The following is a 15,218-nucleotide window of genomic DNA, read 5'->3' as shown; positions in this document are numbered from 1 at the left end:
CGGTCATGGTGGACATTGATGACCTCATGCGGCGCATCGCTATTCGGGCCGCGTCGGACGGGGCGGATCTTCCCGCATGTGTCGGTGCCGCGCAGGTCGCGCAGGCCGAGGCACAGTTGGGCTTCGCGCTGCATCCGGTGCTCACGCGCCTCTATCGCGAGGTGGCCGATGGCGGCTTCGGACCCGGCTACTGTCTGCTGCCGCTGCTCGGTCCGGGGTCCAGTGTCGTCGGCGAATACCTCGAGCAGCGCGAGGCATCGGTTGGCGTGGAGTACCCGGTGTGGCCGAAAGGCGTTGTGTCAATCCTGACTTGGGGTTGTGGCATGTACGCGGCCGTCGACTGTCTCGACCCGGACGGTCGGGTTCTGCTCTTCGAGCCGAACGCGTACGGCGGCGGGTCATGGGCCGATTGCTGGTATCTGCACTCCCCGAACCTGACAGCGTGGCTCGAATCCTGGCTCGCGGCAACAGGTTGGTTCGATGAGGATGCCCCCGATTGGGACGATGTGTCCGGACCGCGGCCTTGGGAACATGCCGCGGTCCGGCTGTCCTCGGGTGTCTAGGCTTCCGCGGTGACGGGCCTGCGTGCCGAAACACGAAAGTCCGCCTGTCGCAACAGTTCCGCCGCGTCGTCCACGGGCGGGTAGATCCACACGGAATTGACCGCGCGCTTGACCTCCTTTGCCGCAGGCCCGGATTCGTGCAGGGCTCGGTCCCATCCGACGGTGCGCACCGCCCCCGCCGAACCCAGGTCCAATGTGATTCGGAAAGGGTTGGGGCGGAACGGGGCGAGGGGGAGGCCAAGGAGGTCGGCGGCGGCATTGTGACCCGCGAATTTGCCCATGGGCATGGCGTGTTGGCAGCTCTGCGTGACCGTGTTGCCCTCCTCGGCGGGAGCCGCGGCGGTATCTCCCGCCGCGAAGATCTCGGGAACCGCTGCGGTGCGCAGGAATTCGTCCACCGCGAGCCTGCCGAAGGCGTCGCGGTCGGCGGTGATATCGGCGGCGAGGTGGTCGACTCGCACACCGCCCGCCCAGACGACGGTCTCGGCGGCGAGGTGTGTTCCGTCGGCCAGTTCCACTCCCGCGCCGGAAACCGCCCGCAGCGACACGCCGAGACGGCGTCGCACACCGAGTTGATCGAGCGCGGCGACGATCTCGGCGCGCGCGTCCGGTGCGAAGCCCTGCGCGACGACATCGGCGCGATCCAGCAGCACAACCCGAACTTCGTCGGCGAGGCCGTGTGGCGCGGCAATGGCCCGTAGGCGATCGACCAGTTCCGTGGCGACTTCCAACCCGGTGAATCCGGCCCCCACGACAACGGCGGTGAATCGACCCGGCGACGCGGGCTGTTCGGGCAACCGGTGCAGGTGCGCGTCGAGTGCGAGCGCGCCGTCCACCGTGTCGACATCGTGGGCGAATTCGATACCGGGCAGCGTGGGCCGGAACAGTCTGCTTCCGGTGGCCAGCACCAGTCGGTCGTAGTCGAAAGATCCGCCTTCTTCGGTGCGGATCCGGCGGCGGCTCGGATCGATCCCGCGCACCGTGGCGTTGACGATCTCGACGCCGATCGGGTCCAGGATCCGCGCCAGCGGGACGCGCATACTTCCGGGATCGGCCTCGTAGAGCCGGGGGCGAAGCACCAGGTCGGATTGGTCCGACACCAGGGTGACCGAGAGTTCGGATTCCGAAACCCCGTGGCCGCGAGCGAGTCTGACCGCGCTCGCGGCGCTCCACACACCCGCGAAGCCGCCGCCCGCGACGAGTATCTTCAGCACAACTTCCTCCAAATAGGGATATCGAAATAGCCCGGTTGAGGGCCTGATTGGGTTACGGTCGGGACGAGCTCGATAAAGGGGATATTACATGTCCCCTTTATGGCTGGAAAAGAGGGGAGCCGAAGCTCCCCTGGAAAACCAGATCCTAGAGGCCGAGGAACCGGTGGGCATTGCCGCCGAGGATCGCCGCCCGCTCGGATTCGGACAGGAACTCCGAGCGGTGCACCACCTGCCCGACCGGTCGTTCGCCGAGCGGATACGGGTAGTCGCTGCCGAGCATGACCCGACTCGCGCCCAGGGTATCCACCAGGGTGCGCAGCGCGACCGGATCGAAGACCACCGAATCCACACTGAAGCGCGACACGTACTCCGAGGGCGGTCGCTGCGAAGTCGCGATCAGATCGGCGCGCCGGTGCCACGCATTCTCCAACCGGCCGAGCCAGAAGGCGAACGAACCACCCCCGTGGGCGAAGCAGATCCGCAGCGAATCGGGCACCTTGTCGAAGACGCCACCGAGGATCATGGCGATGATCGACAGATGCGTCTCGGCGGGCATCCCCGTCAGCCAGCGCGCCATCCAACGGTCCAACCGGGGTGAGCCGGGCATATCCCACGGGTGCACGAAGACCGGCACCTCGTGGTCGGCGGCGTGCTGCAGGAAGGTCACCACGCCTTCGGCGTCGAGATCGCTGTCGCCGATATGGTTTCCGATCTCCACGCCGCGATGTCCGGCGGCGACGGCCCGATCCAGTTCGCGACAGGCCGCGTCCGGATCCTGCAGCGGCACCTGGCAGAACGGGATCAACCGTCCCGTGTCGGGCGCACAGACCTCGAGCGCCAGATCATTGAAGATACGGGCAATGCCGATGGCCTCCGCGGGGGGCGCGTCGTAGCTGAAGAAGACGGGTGTCGGCGAGACGACCTGTGCCGCGACACCCTCCGCGTCCATGGCGGCGAGTCTTGCCTCGGCGTCCCAGCATTCGGCTCCGATCCTGCGGAATTCCGCGGAGCCGACCATGATCATCGCCTCGCGCTCGGATTCCGCGCGCAGCCATGGCCTTTCGGGGCCGAGTTCGGGCCAGCCGTTCGGGACGAAGTGGGTGTGCACATCGATCACGGGCGACACGGCTCACCCGCGTCCGGGATGCAGCGTGCCGCAGTGGCCGCAGGTGCGCGCGGATTCGGAGTCGTAGAACTGCTCGAAGACCGGTGGCAGATCCGAGACGATATCGCGCACTTGGAGTTCCACCTCGTGCACCTGTCGATGACAGTTGAGGCAGAACCACACGAACTTCTCCAGCGTCCCCTCCTCGCGGATGCGTTCGATCACGATGCCGAGGGAGCCGGCTTCGGGCCGCTGCGGGGAGTGGTGCACATTGCGGGGCAGCATCCACATCTCGCCCTCGCGGATATCGACGCGGTGCGGGCCGTCCTCGGTCATCAACTCGACATGCATATCGCCCTTGACCTGGTAGAACCACTCCTCGTACGGGTCGAGGTGATAGTCCGTCCTGCGGTTCGGGCCGCCGACCACCTGAACGATGAAGTCGCCCATGGGTTCCCACACCTGATGGTTATTCACCGGCGGGCGCAGCAGATGTTCGTGTTCGGCGATCCACGCCGGGAAATTGATGACGGGTGGGATGGTCATCGATCGGCCTCCTGTTCGGTGCGGTCGGGCAGATAGGCGACCGCCTGGATTTCTATGCGCAGGTGCGGATGCGGCAGTTGATGCACCGCGACGGTGGTGCGGGCCGGGCCGCGCGAGTCGAAGTATTCGCCGTAGACCTCGTTGTAGCCGCCGAAATCATTCATATCCACCAGATAGGCGGTGACCTGGACCAGGTCGGTCAGGTCCGCGCCCGCCGCGGCGAGGATATCGCGGATGTTGTCGAGCACCGCCCTGGTCTGGACGCGGATATCGAGATCGGTGACGCCGAATTCGTCCACCTCGACACCGGCGAAGCCATTGTCGGGGCGGCGACTGCTGGTCCCGGAGACGAACAGGAATCCGCCCGCTGCCTTCGCGTGCGGGAAGCGGCCGCGCGGAACCGCCTTGTCGCCGAGCAGATAGGACCCGTGGCGATGAGACTCAGTCATCTGTCGCTCCGATGGTGATCGCGACCCGACCCAGCCCGGTCACCGATACCGTGACGTTGGACAGCGGCACGATCGGCAGCGGGACGGCGGCCGTCGCCGCGCCCGCGAGCACGATCGCGCCGGGGATCAGGGGGAGTCCGTGCGTGCGGGAAAGTCGCTGGACGGTCTCGATCGCCCGCAGTGGATGACCGAGTATGTCGGCGGTGGAACCGGTTTCGGCCACTACGCCGTCGATCGCCATGATGGTTTCGAGGTCGGCGAGGTCGGGGACGTCCGCGAGCGGCCGCCAAGCGCCGACGGCGAAGCGCGCCGCCGAGGTATTGTCCGCGACCACATCGGCGAGCCGGAACTTGAAATCGCGATAGCGGCTGTCGATGATCTCCAATGCCGGAGCCACCTCGATCGCCGCCCCCGCGGCATCGAGTCGGAACGCCACCTCCGGTTCGACGCGCGGATGGATCATCGGGCCGACGGCGACCGTGCCACCGTCCGCGATACGCATGCTCTCGGTGAGCACACCCGCGATCACCTCGGTGACGCCCATCTGAATCGCCTTGGCCCGGCTGGTGAGCCCCAACTTCACGCCGACCACCCCGTCGCCGCGCGCCACCCGCGCTGCGATTCCGGCCCGCTGCACGGCGTAGGCGTCTTCGAGGGTCAGCGTGTGGGAAAGGGTGAGCTGCGCAATGGAGTTCGCGGTCCGGGTGGCCGCGTCGAGTCGAGCGGCCAGCGCCTCGATATTCGGATTCGTCACAGTGCCACACACACATTCGTGGGTTCGGTGTAGAAGTGCAGCGAGTGCGCCCCGCCCTCGCGGCCGATGCCGGAGCGGCCGACACCGCCGAAGGGGGAGCGCAGATCGCGCAGATACCAGGTATTCACCCACGACATGCCGACCCGCATGCGCTGGGCCACCCGGTGGGCGCGTTGCAGGTCTCGGGTCCAGACGGCGGCCGCGAGCCCGTAGTCGGTGTCATTGGCCAAGCGCACGGCCTGTTCCTCGTCATCGAACGGGATGAGGGCCGCGACCGGTCCGAAGATCTCCTCGCGCGCCACCCGAGCGGAATTGTCCGGGACGCGCCAGAGGGTCGGCTCGATCCACGCGCCGCCCGCAAGATCGGCGGGCATATCCGGAATGCCGCCCCCGACAAGCACTTGCGCGCCATCCTCGACGGCGGCGTCGAAATACGATCGCACCTTGGCCCGATGCGCCTGCGAAATGAGCGGTCCGGTGGTGGTGGCCGGGTCCTCCGGCCTGCCGAAGCGCAATCGCCGTGCGCGCTCGGCCAGTCCGGCCGCGACCTCCTCGAAGATGGGCCGCTGCACATAGATTCGCTCGGTGCACAGGCAGATCTGGCCGGTATTGGTGAAAGTCGAGCGGGCCAGGCCCTCCACCGTCGCCTCGAGGTCGGCATCGGCGAAGACCAATGCGGCGTTCTTGCCGCCGAGTTCGAACGACACCGGCCGCACCCGAGGCGCGACGGCGCGCATGATCGCCGCGCCGGTGCCGGATTCGCCGGTGAAGGTCACCCCGTCGATGCCGGGATGGGTGGTGAGGAATTCGCCCGCCGAATCGGGGCCGAAACCGTGCACCACGTTGTAGACGCCGTCGGGGACACCCGCTTCGGCGAGCACCTCGCCGAGCAGCGTCGCCGTCGACGGCGTCTCCTCGGAGGGTTTGACCACCACGGTATTGCCGCAGGCCAGAGCGGGCGCGAGCTTCCAGGTGAGCAGCAGCAGCGGCAGATTCCACGGCACGATCACCGCGACCACGCCGAGCGGTTTGGCCACCGCGTAGTTCAATGCCCGTCGGCCGTCCGGGAATTCGGTGAGATAGGAGTCCAACCCTGCCGAGCTGACCAGATCGGCGAAGGCGCGGAAGTTGGCGGTGGCCCGCGCGATATCGAGATCGCGGGCCAACGCGATCGGCTTGCCGGTGTCGCGGACCTCGGCCGCGACGAATTCGTCGAAGCGCGCCTCGATCCGTTCGGCGACGCGCCGCAGCACAGCGGCACGTTCGGCAGCGCCGGTGCGGCCCCACGGCCCGTCGAGGGCGCGGCGGGCGGCGGACACTGCGGCGTCGACCACCGCGCGGCCTGCCCCGGCGACAATGGCGGTCCGGTGACCCTCGACCGGGCCGAACTTGTCGAACAACTCCTCACCGTCGCGGTAGTCACCGTCGACGAAGTTCCGCACCAGCGGTGTTGTGCCATTGGGCACCGGCGGTGCGGTGCCGTTTGGCACCGGCGGTGCTGTGTCATCGGGCAGCAGCGGTGCTGAATCGGTCATATCTCGGAGACTATGACCAGCCGAAATACCCGTCCAATGCCGAATTTCGGTAGACGTATGCCTGTACGGGTATAGGGTGCGGTCTGTGAGTTCCGCTCGTCTGCTCGACGGTCGCCTGAAGTTGCGACACCTCAACCTGGTCACCGCCATCGCCGATTGCGGCAGCATCGTGGCCGCCGCCGAAACGCTGTTCATCACCCAGCCGGTGGTCAGTCGCGGCCTGCGCGAACTCGAGGAGATCCTCGGCGTCGACCTGTTCGAGCGCGGACCGCGCGGGGTCACCCCCACCGAATCCGGCGCGGTGTTCCTCGAACACGCCAGGGCGGTGCTCGGTCAACTGCGGCTCGCGCAACGTCGGCTCGAGCAACTCGCCAGGGCCGATATCGGCGCGGTCACCGTCGGCACCCACCTGGCCGGATCCAATATCCTGCTGCCGCATGCGATCTCGGCGGCCAAGCGGGAGCATCCCGGCTTGACGGTGATCGTGCGGGAGTCCACGCCGGATCTGCTGCACGCGGCACTGCTCGCGGGCGAATGCGACCTGATCGTGGGTCGGCTCTCCGCGACCGCGCCGGTCGGCATCGTGGGGCACGTCCTGTATCGCGAACCGATCCGGCTGGTCGCGCGGGTCGGCCATCCCGTCCACGAACTCGAGGCGCCCGACCTGCGCCGCCTCGCCGAGTTCCCGTGGGTTTTCCCGGTCGAGCAGACCGAATTGCGGGCCGAACTCGAGGCGCTGTTCATTCGGGAGAATCTGGCCATCCCGGCGGATCGGGTGGAGTGCACCTCCCTGCCGACGCTGCGGGAACTGCTGCTCACCGGCGATTTCCTGGCGGCATTGCCGATGCTCATCGCCGAGCGCGATGAACGCCTGCGCCTGGTGGAGTTCCCGCTGCCCTCGATTCGGCGCGCGGTCGGTGTGAGCGTGCCCGCCGAACGGTCCCCGACCCCTGCGGCGGCGGCGCTGTTCGAGCAGCTCAGGGCGCATGCCGCCGGATTGGATCCGGACGTCGCCTGAATCGCGCCATGCCCGAATGGGTATGGCCGAAGGCCGAATTGGCATTGGTTGAGCATGTGGTTGCCGTCACATACTGCTCGGGTCGACGATGCGCGACGGTGCGCGTCGCCCGATTCCGGAGGTTCCCTTGTCGACCCTATCCACCCAGCACGCCCCGCCTGCCGCACCGAGCCAGATCCGAACTGTGGCATGGGCTTCGGCCATCGGCTCCACCATCGAGTGGTACGACTTCTTCCTGTACGGGACGGCGGCGGCGCTGGTCTTCGACAAACAGTTCTTTCCCGCACTCGATCCGGTCGTCGGCACCATCGCCGCCTTCGGCACGCTCGCCGTGGGATTCGGCGCGCGCATCCTGGGCGGCCTGATCTTCGGCCACTTCGGCGACCGCATCGGTCGTCGCACCACCTTGATCGTCTCGCTGCTGGTCATGGGTTTGGCCACGGTGGGTATCGGTCTGCTGCCCAACTACGACCGGATCGGTGTGGCGGCGCCGCTGCTGCTGGTACTGCTGCGCGTCGTCCAGGGCATCGGGCTCGGCGGTGAATGGGGCGGCGCGGTCGTGCTCACCCTCGAACACGCGCCCGACAAACGGCGCGGGCTGTGGGGATCGTTCCCGCAGCTCGGCACGCCCGCCGGGTTGCTCCTGGCCAACGGCGCGTTCCTGGCGTGCTCGACGCTGCTGGATCGGGCCGACTACCTGGCCTGGGGTTGGCGAATCCCGTTCCTGCTCAGCGTTGTTCTGATCGGCATCGGCCTCTACCTGCGGGTGCACGTGCAGGAGAGTCCGGAATTCGTCGAGCGGGTGCGCCACGACGGTCCCTCGCGCGCGCCGCTGCGTGCGGTGCTGGTCCGGCACTGGCGCCGGGTGCTGCTCGCCGCGATCATCCTGGTCGGAAACAGTGCCGTCTCCTACGTCTTCATGGTGTACATGCTGTCCTACGGGGCGAAGGTCCAAGGACTGAGCAAACCGTTCATGCTCGCGGCGGTGATCGCGGGGACACTCGCCTGGCTGATCACCTCCCCGCTGTGGGCGCTCGCGGGCGACCGATTCGGATTGCGGGACATTTTCGTCTACGGCACCGCCACCCGAATCGCTTGGTCGCTGGTGTTCTTCCCCGTCGTCGATACCGGGAATCGGCCGCTCATCATCGGCTACATGGTCGTCATGGGCGTGATCATCTCGATGACCTACGCGCCCGTCGGCACCCTCGCCGCCGGATTCTTCCCCGTCGATGTGCGCTACTCCGGAGCATCGATCGCCTATCAGATCGCCTCGTTGCTCGGCGGCGGTATCACCCCGCTCGTCGCCGCCTCGATCTACGCCGCCACCGGAACTTCCTGGTCCATCACCGCCTACACCTGCGTCATCTCGCTGCTGAGTCTGCTTGCTTCGCTGGCCATTCCGCGCGAATAGCCAAAATCAGTGCACTCACCGACAATTCGCCCGCTGGATCCCCGTTTACGGTGAGGTGCACCACAACTGCGCGGAGGACGCCATTGCTCGGAATCCAGAAGCCCGGAATCCGGCGGCGATTCCGTGATCGGCTATCGGAAGGCGGTTTGTCAATGGCATCCAGGAAACCCCCGCGCGTCATCGTGGTCGGCGCGGGCTTCGCGGGCTTGACCGCCGCCCGCGAACTCGAGGGGGCGGGCGTCGAGGTCGAGATCTTCGAGGCGCGCGATCGGATCGGCGGTCGAGCATGGACCGCCGAACGACTCGGGCGGCGACTGGAACTCGGCGCGACCTGGGTGCACTGGATGCAGCCGTTCATCTGGACCGAAATACGCCGCTACGGGCAGGGGATTCACCCCAGCCCGCAGGTGGAGTCCGCGTACTGGATCGGTGACGGCGCGGTGCGCAGCGGCAGCGAAGCCGATCTCGACGCCATCCTGTATCGCACGCACGGAAGGGTTTTCGCGGATTCGGCGCGCTTCTTCCCCTATCCGCACGACCCATTCGCGATCCTGCGCGACCCGGATACCGATCCCGAAGTGCGGCGACGTTTTCTCGCCGCCGACGAGGCCGGTGTGCTCGACGCACTCCGCGACGGAACGTTCACCCGTGAGGAGATCGATCTGGCCGACGCCTACTGGTCTGCTGCCTACCAGGGGCCGACGGCCACCGCGTCGCCGCTCATGGCCGTGCACTGGGCGGCGCTGAGCGATCACCGTCCCGCGCTGCTGGACGATCAGACGTTGCGTTTCAAATTGGATGGCGGCATGCACGGCATCTACACGGCGATCGCCGCGGATCTGCGCGCCGAGATCGCCTTGAACACACCGGTCGTCGCGGTCGATCACGACGGGACGAGCGCGAGCGTGACGTTGGCCGACGGCACGGTCCGCGCCGCCGACGCGGTCATCGTCACCGTGCCGCTCGGGGCGTTGAAGAACATCTCGTTCGCCCCCGTTCTTGGCGCCGAACAGCGGCGGTTGATCCGGGAGGGTGGCAACTGCGTCGGATTCAAGATCTGGATCAAGGTCGCGGGCAGGCATTCGATGCTGGCCTGCGCCCCCGGTCGGTACCCGATCTCCTTGCTGCGCACCGAATACTTCACCGAGGACGACGCCACCATCCTCGTCGGCTTCGGTTCCGATCACACCGCGATCGATCTGCGGGATCCGGCGTCGGCCCAGCAGGCGGTCGAGGTCTGGCGCGACGATCTGCGTGTCCTGGCCTGCGACGGGCACGACTGGGTCGCCGACAAATGGTCCGGTCAAACCTGGGCCACCTTGAAGAGCGGCCAATTCTTCAATGGCTGGAGCCTTTTCCGGGAATCCGATTCGCGCCTGCGCTTCGCGGGCGCGGACTGGGCCACCGGCTGGAATGGCGTAGTGGTCGACGGCGCGATCGAATCCGGTATCACCACGGCGCGGTCCCTGATCACCGAGTTCCGCGACGAGTAGTGCTCGGCCCTGAGTCAGGGCCGAGGGGCGGCGACTATCGCGTGCGGAAATGGTGGCCGATCGAGCGGAGGAAGGCCACGGTCTCCTCTTCTCGACTGGCCGCTTCGGTGGGGGAGGTGCCGTAGGCGCGGTTGGCAGAGAGTTTCACCACGGTGACGGCGGCGACGGGATCGACATAGATGAACTGGTTGTAGACGCCGATGGCGCAGAAGTCGCCCCGGTCCGCGTCCGGAATCCACCACTGGTATCCGTACCCCGTCGGAAGGGCGTGATTGCCGACGACCGGGTGGCCGGGTTGCAGATGCGGTGCGTCGGGAGTGACGGACTCGCGCATCCAGGAGGCCGGAATGAGTTGGGTGCCGTGCCAATCCCCGCAGCGCCGGGCCAACTCGCCCAGCTTCGCGTAGTCGCGTGCCGTGAGATTGAGCCCGCCGTAGGCCATTTCGCGCCCATCCGTATCGGTCAACCAGTATCCGGGCGCGGACATGCCGAGGGGTGCGCAGAGCTTCTCGCTCATATAGTCGGCCAGTGTGCGTCCGGTGGCCGCCACGACGAGCGAACCGAGGGCCTGTGTATCGCCGGAGTTGTAGCGGCACAGCGTATTCGGCGCGTGCTCGCGGACCATGTTGGCAACCATGTCGTCGAGCGTCGATTCGCCCGACATGGCCGCGCCGAGTCGGCGGACATCGGAGTCGGGATCGCTGTAGTCCTCGTTCCAGCGCGCGCCGGAGGACATTTGCAGGACCGCCTTGATGGAGACGCCGTCATACGCCGATCCGGGGCGCACCTGGACGTAGTCACTGATCGGGTCGCCGATATCGCGAATCGCGCCGTCCGCCACGGCCATTCCGACCAGCATCGAGACCGCGCTCTTGGCTACCGACATGCTCAGCCACGGCACGTCGACACCGCCGCTGAGCCAGTACTGCTCGCTGACGATGACGCCGTCGACGAGGACGAGTAGTGCGGCGGTCTCGGTTTCTACCAGCAGATTCGCGACGGGGCGGCGGCTGTCATCGTAGGTGTAGGTGTCGGGCAATCGCATCGGGGCGCTCGGGAATTCGTACGGCTTCGGGGCGGGAGCCATGCGGACCGAGTCGGCCAGGCTCGGCATACGGCCGAAGTTCTCGTGCTGGGCGATGCCGGTGAACAGCCCGATGCCGTTGATACCGGGCTTGGTTCGCGTCATGCTGTCTCTCCTCGATGACGATGCTCTGCTGCGCGGCCAGCCGTCCTGCCGGCCCACGTCGCATATATTACACATGTTTCAAACGCTTGTATTGCTCATTTGATCAAGACAACGTAGCCTGGTGTCAGCACTCCCATTTTCGACGCGGCGCGTTAAGTGCTTGTGCCACAGGAGATTTCAATGTCAATCAATAGATATCTGGACGGTCCGTTCGCGCCGGTGACCGAGGAGGTCACCGCATTCGACCTGCCCAGCACCGGAACGGTGCCGAGGGAACTCGCCGGACGGTACCTACGAATCGGACCCAACCCGGTGCGGGTTCACGAACCCGCCGCCTACCAGTGGACGATGGGGGCGGGGATGGTGCACGGCGTACGGCTGCGCGACGGCCGGGCCGAGTGGTACCGCAATCGGTGGGTGCGCAGTCCATCGGTCAGTGCGCAATTGGGGGAGGAACCGAAGGTGGTGGGGGGTTCGCCGTGGGGATTCGCACCCAATGTCCAGGTGGTCGAACACAGTGGCCACACGATCGCACTGGTCGAGGGCGGCCCGCCACCCTACGCGATGACCTACGAACTGGACACCGTCGGCGAATCGGATCTGGGCCGAACTCCCGCCGGATTCTGTGCCAACGCCCATTCGAAGGTGGATCGGTCGACGGGCGAACTGCACTCCGTCGCGATCCAATTCGGCGTCGAATATGTCCAGCACATTGTCACCGATCGCGGCGGTGTGGTGCGACGCGCGGTCGATATCCCGGTGCCGGGAAATCCGAATATGCACGATTTCGCGCTGACGGACAACCATGTGGTCCTCTTCGACACCCCGTTCGTATTCAGCGTGGAACGACTCGGGAAGGGACAGGTGCCGGTCGAGTGGGACCACGATCGGCCGACCAGAGTCGGTGTCCTCCCGCGCACGGGCGCGGTGCCGACCTGGATCGAAACCGCCCCGTGCGAGGTTTCCCACGTGTTGAACGCGTACGAGATGGGCGCCGAGATCGTCATCGATCTCATCGTCGCGCCCGCGCACGCCGATATCACCGATGTCTTCGGCGTCCCCCGCACCCTGGAGCGCTGGCGGGTGGATACAGCGGCCGGAATCGTGCACCGCACCGGAATCGATGACCGCCCACAGGACTTTCCGCGAATGAACGGCTTGCGGGAAGTGCGTCCGCACCGCTACGGATATACGGCGGGGACCGAACTCTATCGGGGCGCCTCGGTGCTCGCCCAGCGGCCGGAAGCCGCCTACCGCAATGCTCTGCTCAAACACGATCTGGAACGAGGCCGCACCGAGACACACGAATTCGGCGCGGACGCGGCGGTGAGCGAACCGGTTTTCGTCCCCTGTGCCGCGCCGAAAACAGAAGACGACGGCTACATCATGACCTTCGTACACAACCCGATACGGGGCGCGGCCGACCTGGTGATCCTCGCGGCACAGGATTTCGATGGCGAACCGGTGGCCCGCATCCACCTACCGGGACGGGTTCCGCTCGGCTTCCACGGCAATTGGATACCCGATGAATAGGAACTATTTCTCGTGCAGCACCGCGGCGATGGTCGCGATCCCTTCGGCCAGGGTGGCCCCGGTGGGCGCGTTGTCGGGATCGATCATCCATTGCACGAGCAGGCCGGTGACCAGGGTCATGACCGTCGCCCCTGCGGCCGCCGCACCCTCCTGATCGGGAAAGAGCCTGGCCGCCAATTGTGTTCGGGCCTCGTCCTGCTCGGCGGCCAGTTCGTCGCGGATATCCTCGGTGTGCAGCGCCTGGGCGAGGACTTCGATATTGGCGGCCCAGAGTTCGCGATCCGTGCCGAAGGAGTCGATCAGCTCCGACCAGAGCCGGTCGAATCGGTCGGCCGGGCTCGACTCGGCGGTCGTGGACGCCGATTCCAGTACGCGATCCATCGCCTCGGCGGTCGATTCGAGCATGGCCTGACTGAGCAGTGCGTCGCGCGTGCGGAAGTGGTAGTTGATGGCGGCCAGATTCGTCTGCGAGGCCGCGACGATATCGCGCACCGTGGTCCGCGCGTAGCCCCGCTCGGCCAGGCTGTGTTTGGCCGCCGCCAACAGGTCGTCTCTTGTGCCCACGTCGTCACCGTACCAGCCGGCATACAGCCGTCAGTGACAAGCATTTGAGACGTTAGTCCGCCAACCGCCAATCTGTCGGTGTGAACTGCTCGACCCGAATCCGCTCGTCGGCGAACCCCAAGGCGTGCAATTGGATCCGCACCTCGTGCAGGAATCCGACCGGACCGCACACCCGGATGTCGGCGTCGGCGGGGACCTCGACCTCGGTGAGATCGACCAGACCTTGCCGGGCGCCGGGCACCGAATCCTGATACCAGAGTTCGACACGCCCCGACGGCAGCTTGCCCATCAGCTCGTCCAGGCGAGCGCGCAGGGGATGGGTCCGCGGGGAGCGGTCGCCGTGCACGACGAGGGTGCGCCGCTCCGGATTGGCACGCACCAACTGCTCGAGCATGCCGATCATCGGCGTCGCGCCGATACCGGCCGAGACGAGCACCAGCGGCACGTCCGCCGCCGCGTCGATCGTGCCGTCGCCGAACGGCACGGTGACATCGATGACCGCGCCGACTCGCAGATAGTCGTGCAGCCAGGTGGAGACCTCGCCCGCCGGACATCCGAGCGCGGCCTCGACGCGTTTGACCGCGAAGCTGTACCGACCCCCGCCCGGCGCGTTGACCAGGCTGTACTGGCGCAACTGCCGCGCACCGTCCGGCAGTTCGACACCGACCGAGACATATTGTCCCGCGGCGAAATTCGGCAGCGGTGCGTCCGGATCGGCCGATACGACGGTGAAGACGGCGATATCACCCGGTTGGTCGTCACGAGCGAGGACCCGCGCCCTGCGGTAAACATCGCCCGGCGCGACTCCTGCCCCGGCGTAGAGGTCGCGTTCGCGTTCGATCAGGGCGTCGGCCATCAACCAGTACACGCGCTCCCATGCCGCGGCGACCGCTCCGTCCACTATGTCGGCGCCGAGCACCTCGACGATCGCGGCGAACAGATTGTCGTGCACCACCCGGTACTGCTCCGCGATCACGCCGAGCGAGGCGTGCTTGTGCGCGATGGTGGACAGCACGGCGTGCGGGTGGGGTCGCTGCGGATCCACCAGGTAGGCGGCGAAGGTGGCGATCGAGGCGGCCAGCGCCCGCTGCTGGGAGCCCTGCGCCTGATTGCCGCGATTGAACAGATCGCGAATCAGCTCCGGATGTCGGCCGAACATGGTGCGGTAGAACACCGCCGTGATCTCGTCCACCTTGGACGCCACCAAAGGCAGTGTGGCCTTGATGGTTTCGGCGTGGCCATGATCTAGAACAGCCTCGAGTTCTATTTCGGTCGCGAGATCGGTGTGCACGGTTATCCCTCTCAATTGGCGACGGCGCGCGGTGGCGCGAGCACATGCAGCAGTCCGATCGCGGGTCCCGAGACCAGATCTTCGAGTGTGTAGCGGTCCAATTCGCGGTAGAACGCCTCCTGCGCATCGGCGAGCGCGAGTCGCAGTCGGCAGGCGGCCACCAGCGGGCACGGGCGAATCCCGGTGCACGCCACGACCTCTCGATCGCGCTCCAACTCCCGCACCAGCCGACCCACCGAGATCGCCCGGCCTGCGGGGGTGATGAACAGACCGCCGGTCCGTCCCCGATGCGATCGCACCAGCCCGAGTTCGACCAGTCGCGTCACCGCCTTGGCGATATGGTGTTCGGAGGCGTCCACCTGCCGCGCGATCAACCGCGTGGTCACCCGAGCCTCGGCCGCTTCGCTCACCGCCAGGCGCATCATCGCCCGCAAACCCAAATCGGTGAACCGTGAAAGCTGCATGCCCGCAACGCTATCCATTCGGATTCCAGAATTCATCACTCGACCGACGTGTGCTTTATTACGCATTCCGGTGCGGATTATCTTTC

15 protein-coding genes are annotated in these 15,218 nt (G+C 66.7%); 5 read left to right on the top strand and 10 right to left on the bottom strand.

Going from position 1 to position 15,218, the window contains the following annotated elements; all coding sequences use genetic code 11:
- Positions 1–5 precede the first annotated feature (5 nt).
- Positions 6–563 carry an SMI1/KNR4 family protein gene (locus D5S18_RS21630; RefSeq protein ID WP_120042930.1) on the top strand — a complete coding sequence of 186 codons (558 nt, stop codon included), beginning with the start codon at positions 6–8 and terminating at the stop codon, positions 561–563.
- On the opposite strand, the gene D5S18_RS21625 is transcribed toward D5S18_RS21630, so the two are convergent.
- The 6 genes from D5S18_RS21625 to D5S18_RS21600 form a co-directional block, all read right to left on the bottom strand.
- Positions 560–1,777, bottom strand: coding sequence for an NAD(P)/FAD-dependent oxidoreductase (locus D5S18_RS21625; protein WP_120042840.1), 1,218 nt, complete (start codon positions 1,775–1,777; stop codon positions 560–562). The two genes, D5S18_RS21630 and D5S18_RS21625, sit on opposite strands and share 4 nt — an antisense overlap.
- Positions 1,778–1,922: 145 nt before the next feature.
- Positions 1,923–2,903, bottom strand: coding sequence for an amidohydrolase family protein (locus tag D5S18_RS21620; protein WP_120042839.1), 981 nt, complete (start codon positions 2,901–2,903; stop codon positions 1,923–1,925).
- 3 nt (positions 2,904–2,906) lie between these two features.
- Positions 2,907–3,428: a 3-hydroxyanthranilate 3,4-dioxygenase gene (locus D5S18_RS21615; RefSeq protein ID WP_120042838.1), complete on the bottom strand. Its 522-nt coding sequence runs from the start codon at positions 3,426–3,428 to the stop codon at positions 2,907–2,909.
- Positions 3,425–3,877: a RidA family protein gene (locus D5S18_RS21610; protein WP_120042837.1), complete on the bottom strand. Its 453-nt coding sequence runs from the start codon at positions 3,875–3,877 to the stop codon at positions 3,425–3,427. Before D5S18_RS21610 ends, D5S18_RS21615 begins: the two co-directional genes overlap by 4 nt.
- Positions 3,870–4,631 carry a 2-keto-4-pentenoate hydratase gene (locus D5S18_RS21605; RefSeq protein ID WP_120042836.1) on the bottom strand — a complete coding sequence of 254 codons (762 nt, stop codon included), beginning with the start codon at positions 4,629–4,631 and terminating at the stop codon, positions 3,870–3,872. Before D5S18_RS21605 ends, D5S18_RS21610 begins: the two co-directional genes overlap by 8 nt.
- On the bottom strand, positions 4,628–6,166 hold the full coding sequence (locus D5S18_RS21600; RefSeq protein ID WP_120042835.1) for a 2-hydroxymuconic semialdehyde dehydrogenase: 1,539 nt from the start codon (positions 6,164–6,166) through the stop codon (positions 4,628–4,630). The genes D5S18_RS21605 and D5S18_RS21600 overlap by 4 nt, the downstream gene beginning before the upstream one ends.
- A gap of 85 nt (positions 6,167–6,251) precedes the next feature.
- Here D5S18_RS21600 and D5S18_RS21595 point away from each other — a divergent pair, with 85 nt between their 5' ends.
- The 3 genes from D5S18_RS21595 to D5S18_RS21585 all read left to right on the top strand — a co-directional run bounded on the left by D5S18_RS21595 (position 6,252) and on the right by D5S18_RS21585 (position 10,091).
- A complete protein-coding gene (locus D5S18_RS21595; protein WP_120042834.1) occupies positions 6,252–7,184 on the top strand; it encodes a LysR substrate-binding domain-containing protein in 933 nt (310 codons plus the stop codon).
- Between the two features lie 127 nt (positions 7,185–7,311).
- The gene (locus D5S18_RS21590) at positions 7,312–8,598 is read left to right on the top strand and encodes an MFS transporter (RefSeq protein ID WP_158607922.1); all 1,287 of its coding nucleotides are present in this window, start codon (positions 7,312–7,314) and stop codon (positions 8,596–8,598) included.
- 152 nt (positions 8,599–8,750) lie between these two features.
- On the top strand, positions 8,751–10,091 hold the full coding sequence (locus D5S18_RS21585) for an NAD(P)/FAD-dependent oxidoreductase (protein WP_120042832.1): 1,341 nt from the start codon (positions 8,751–8,753) through the stop codon (positions 10,089–10,091).
- A 34-nt stretch (positions 10,092–10,125) separates the two neighbouring features.
- Here D5S18_RS21585 and D5S18_RS21580 read toward each other — a convergent pair whose 3' ends face one another.
- Positions 10,126–11,280: a serine hydrolase domain-containing protein gene (locus D5S18_RS21580; protein WP_120042831.1), complete on the bottom strand. Its 1,155-nt coding sequence runs from the start codon at positions 11,278–11,280 to the stop codon at positions 10,126–10,128.
- A gap of 180 nt (positions 11,281–11,460) precedes the next feature.
- On the opposite strand from D5S18_RS21580, the gene D5S18_RS21575 reads away from it, so the two are divergent.
- Positions 11,461–12,813 (top strand): carotenoid oxygenase family protein, encoded by a 1,353-nt coding sequence (locus D5S18_RS21575; RefSeq protein WP_120042929.1) that lies wholly within the window; start codon positions 11,461–11,463, stop codon positions 12,811–12,813.
- Between the two features lie 3 nt (positions 12,814–12,816).
- Here the strand turns inward: D5S18_RS21575 and D5S18_RS21570 are convergent, their stop codons facing one another.
- From D5S18_RS21570 to D5S18_RS21560, 3 genes are read right to left on the bottom strand one after another with little or no spacing between them, the layout of a single operon-like run.
- The gene (locus D5S18_RS21570) at positions 12,817–13,377 is read right to left on the bottom strand and encodes a TetR/AcrR family transcriptional regulator (protein ID WP_120042830.1); all 561 of its coding nucleotides are present in this window, start codon (positions 13,375–13,377) and stop codon (positions 12,817–12,819) included.
- Positions 13,378–13,429: 52 nt separating this feature from the next.
- Positions 13,430–14,674: an NO-inducible flavohemoprotein gene (locus D5S18_RS21565; protein ID WP_239003924.1), complete on the bottom strand. Its 1,245-nt coding sequence runs from the start codon at positions 14,672–14,674 to the stop codon at positions 13,430–13,432.
- Positions 14,675–14,679: 5 nt separating this feature from the next.
- The gene (locus D5S18_RS21560; RefSeq protein WP_120042828.1) at positions 14,680–15,132 is read right to left on the bottom strand and encodes an RrF2 family transcriptional regulator; all 453 of its coding nucleotides are present in this window, start codon (positions 15,130–15,132) and stop codon (positions 14,680–14,682) included.
- Between the last annotated feature and the right edge of the window lie 86 nt (positions 15,133–15,218).

The sequence above is a fragment of the Nocardia panacis genome (assembly GCF_003598715.1).
In the GTDB taxonomy this organism is placed as follows: Bacteria; Actinomycetota; Actinomycetes; order Mycobacteriales; family Mycobacteriaceae; genus Nocardia; species Nocardia panacis.
The sequence above is the reverse complement of the archived record's forward strand: the minus strand, read 5'-3'. Positions and strand labels throughout refer to the sequence as shown.

Coding starts and splice junctions, on each gene's coding strand:
- D5S18_RS21560 (WP_120042828.1), bottom strand. CDS start 15,132: ATGCAGCTTTCACGGTTCACCGATTTGGGTTTGCGGGCGATGATGCGC.
- D5S18_RS21630 (WP_120042930.1), top strand. CDS start 6: ATGGTGGACATTGATGACCTCATGCGGCGCATCGCTATTCGGGCCGCG.
- D5S18_RS21585 (WP_120042832.1), top strand. CDS start 8,751: ATGGCATCCAGGAAACCCCCGCGCGTCATCGTGGTCGGCGCGGGCTTC.
- D5S18_RS21580 (WP_120042831.1), bottom strand. CDS start 11,280: ATGACGCGAACCAAGCCCGGTATCAACGGCATCGGGCTGTTCACCGGC.
- D5S18_RS21610 (WP_120042837.1), bottom strand. CDS start 3,877: ATGACTGAGTCTCATCGCCACGGGTCCTATCTGCTCGGCGACAAGGCG.
- D5S18_RS21575 (WP_120042929.1), top strand. CDS start 11,461: ATGTCAATCAATAGATATCTGGACGGTCCGTTCGCGCCGGTGACCGAG.
- D5S18_RS21600 (WP_120042835.1), bottom strand. CDS start 6,166: ATGACCGATTCAGCACCGCTGCTGCCCGATGACACAGCACCGCCGGTG.
- D5S18_RS21615 (WP_120042838.1), bottom strand. CDS start 3,428: ATGACCATCCCACCCGTCATCAATTTCCCGGCGTGGATCGCCGAACAC.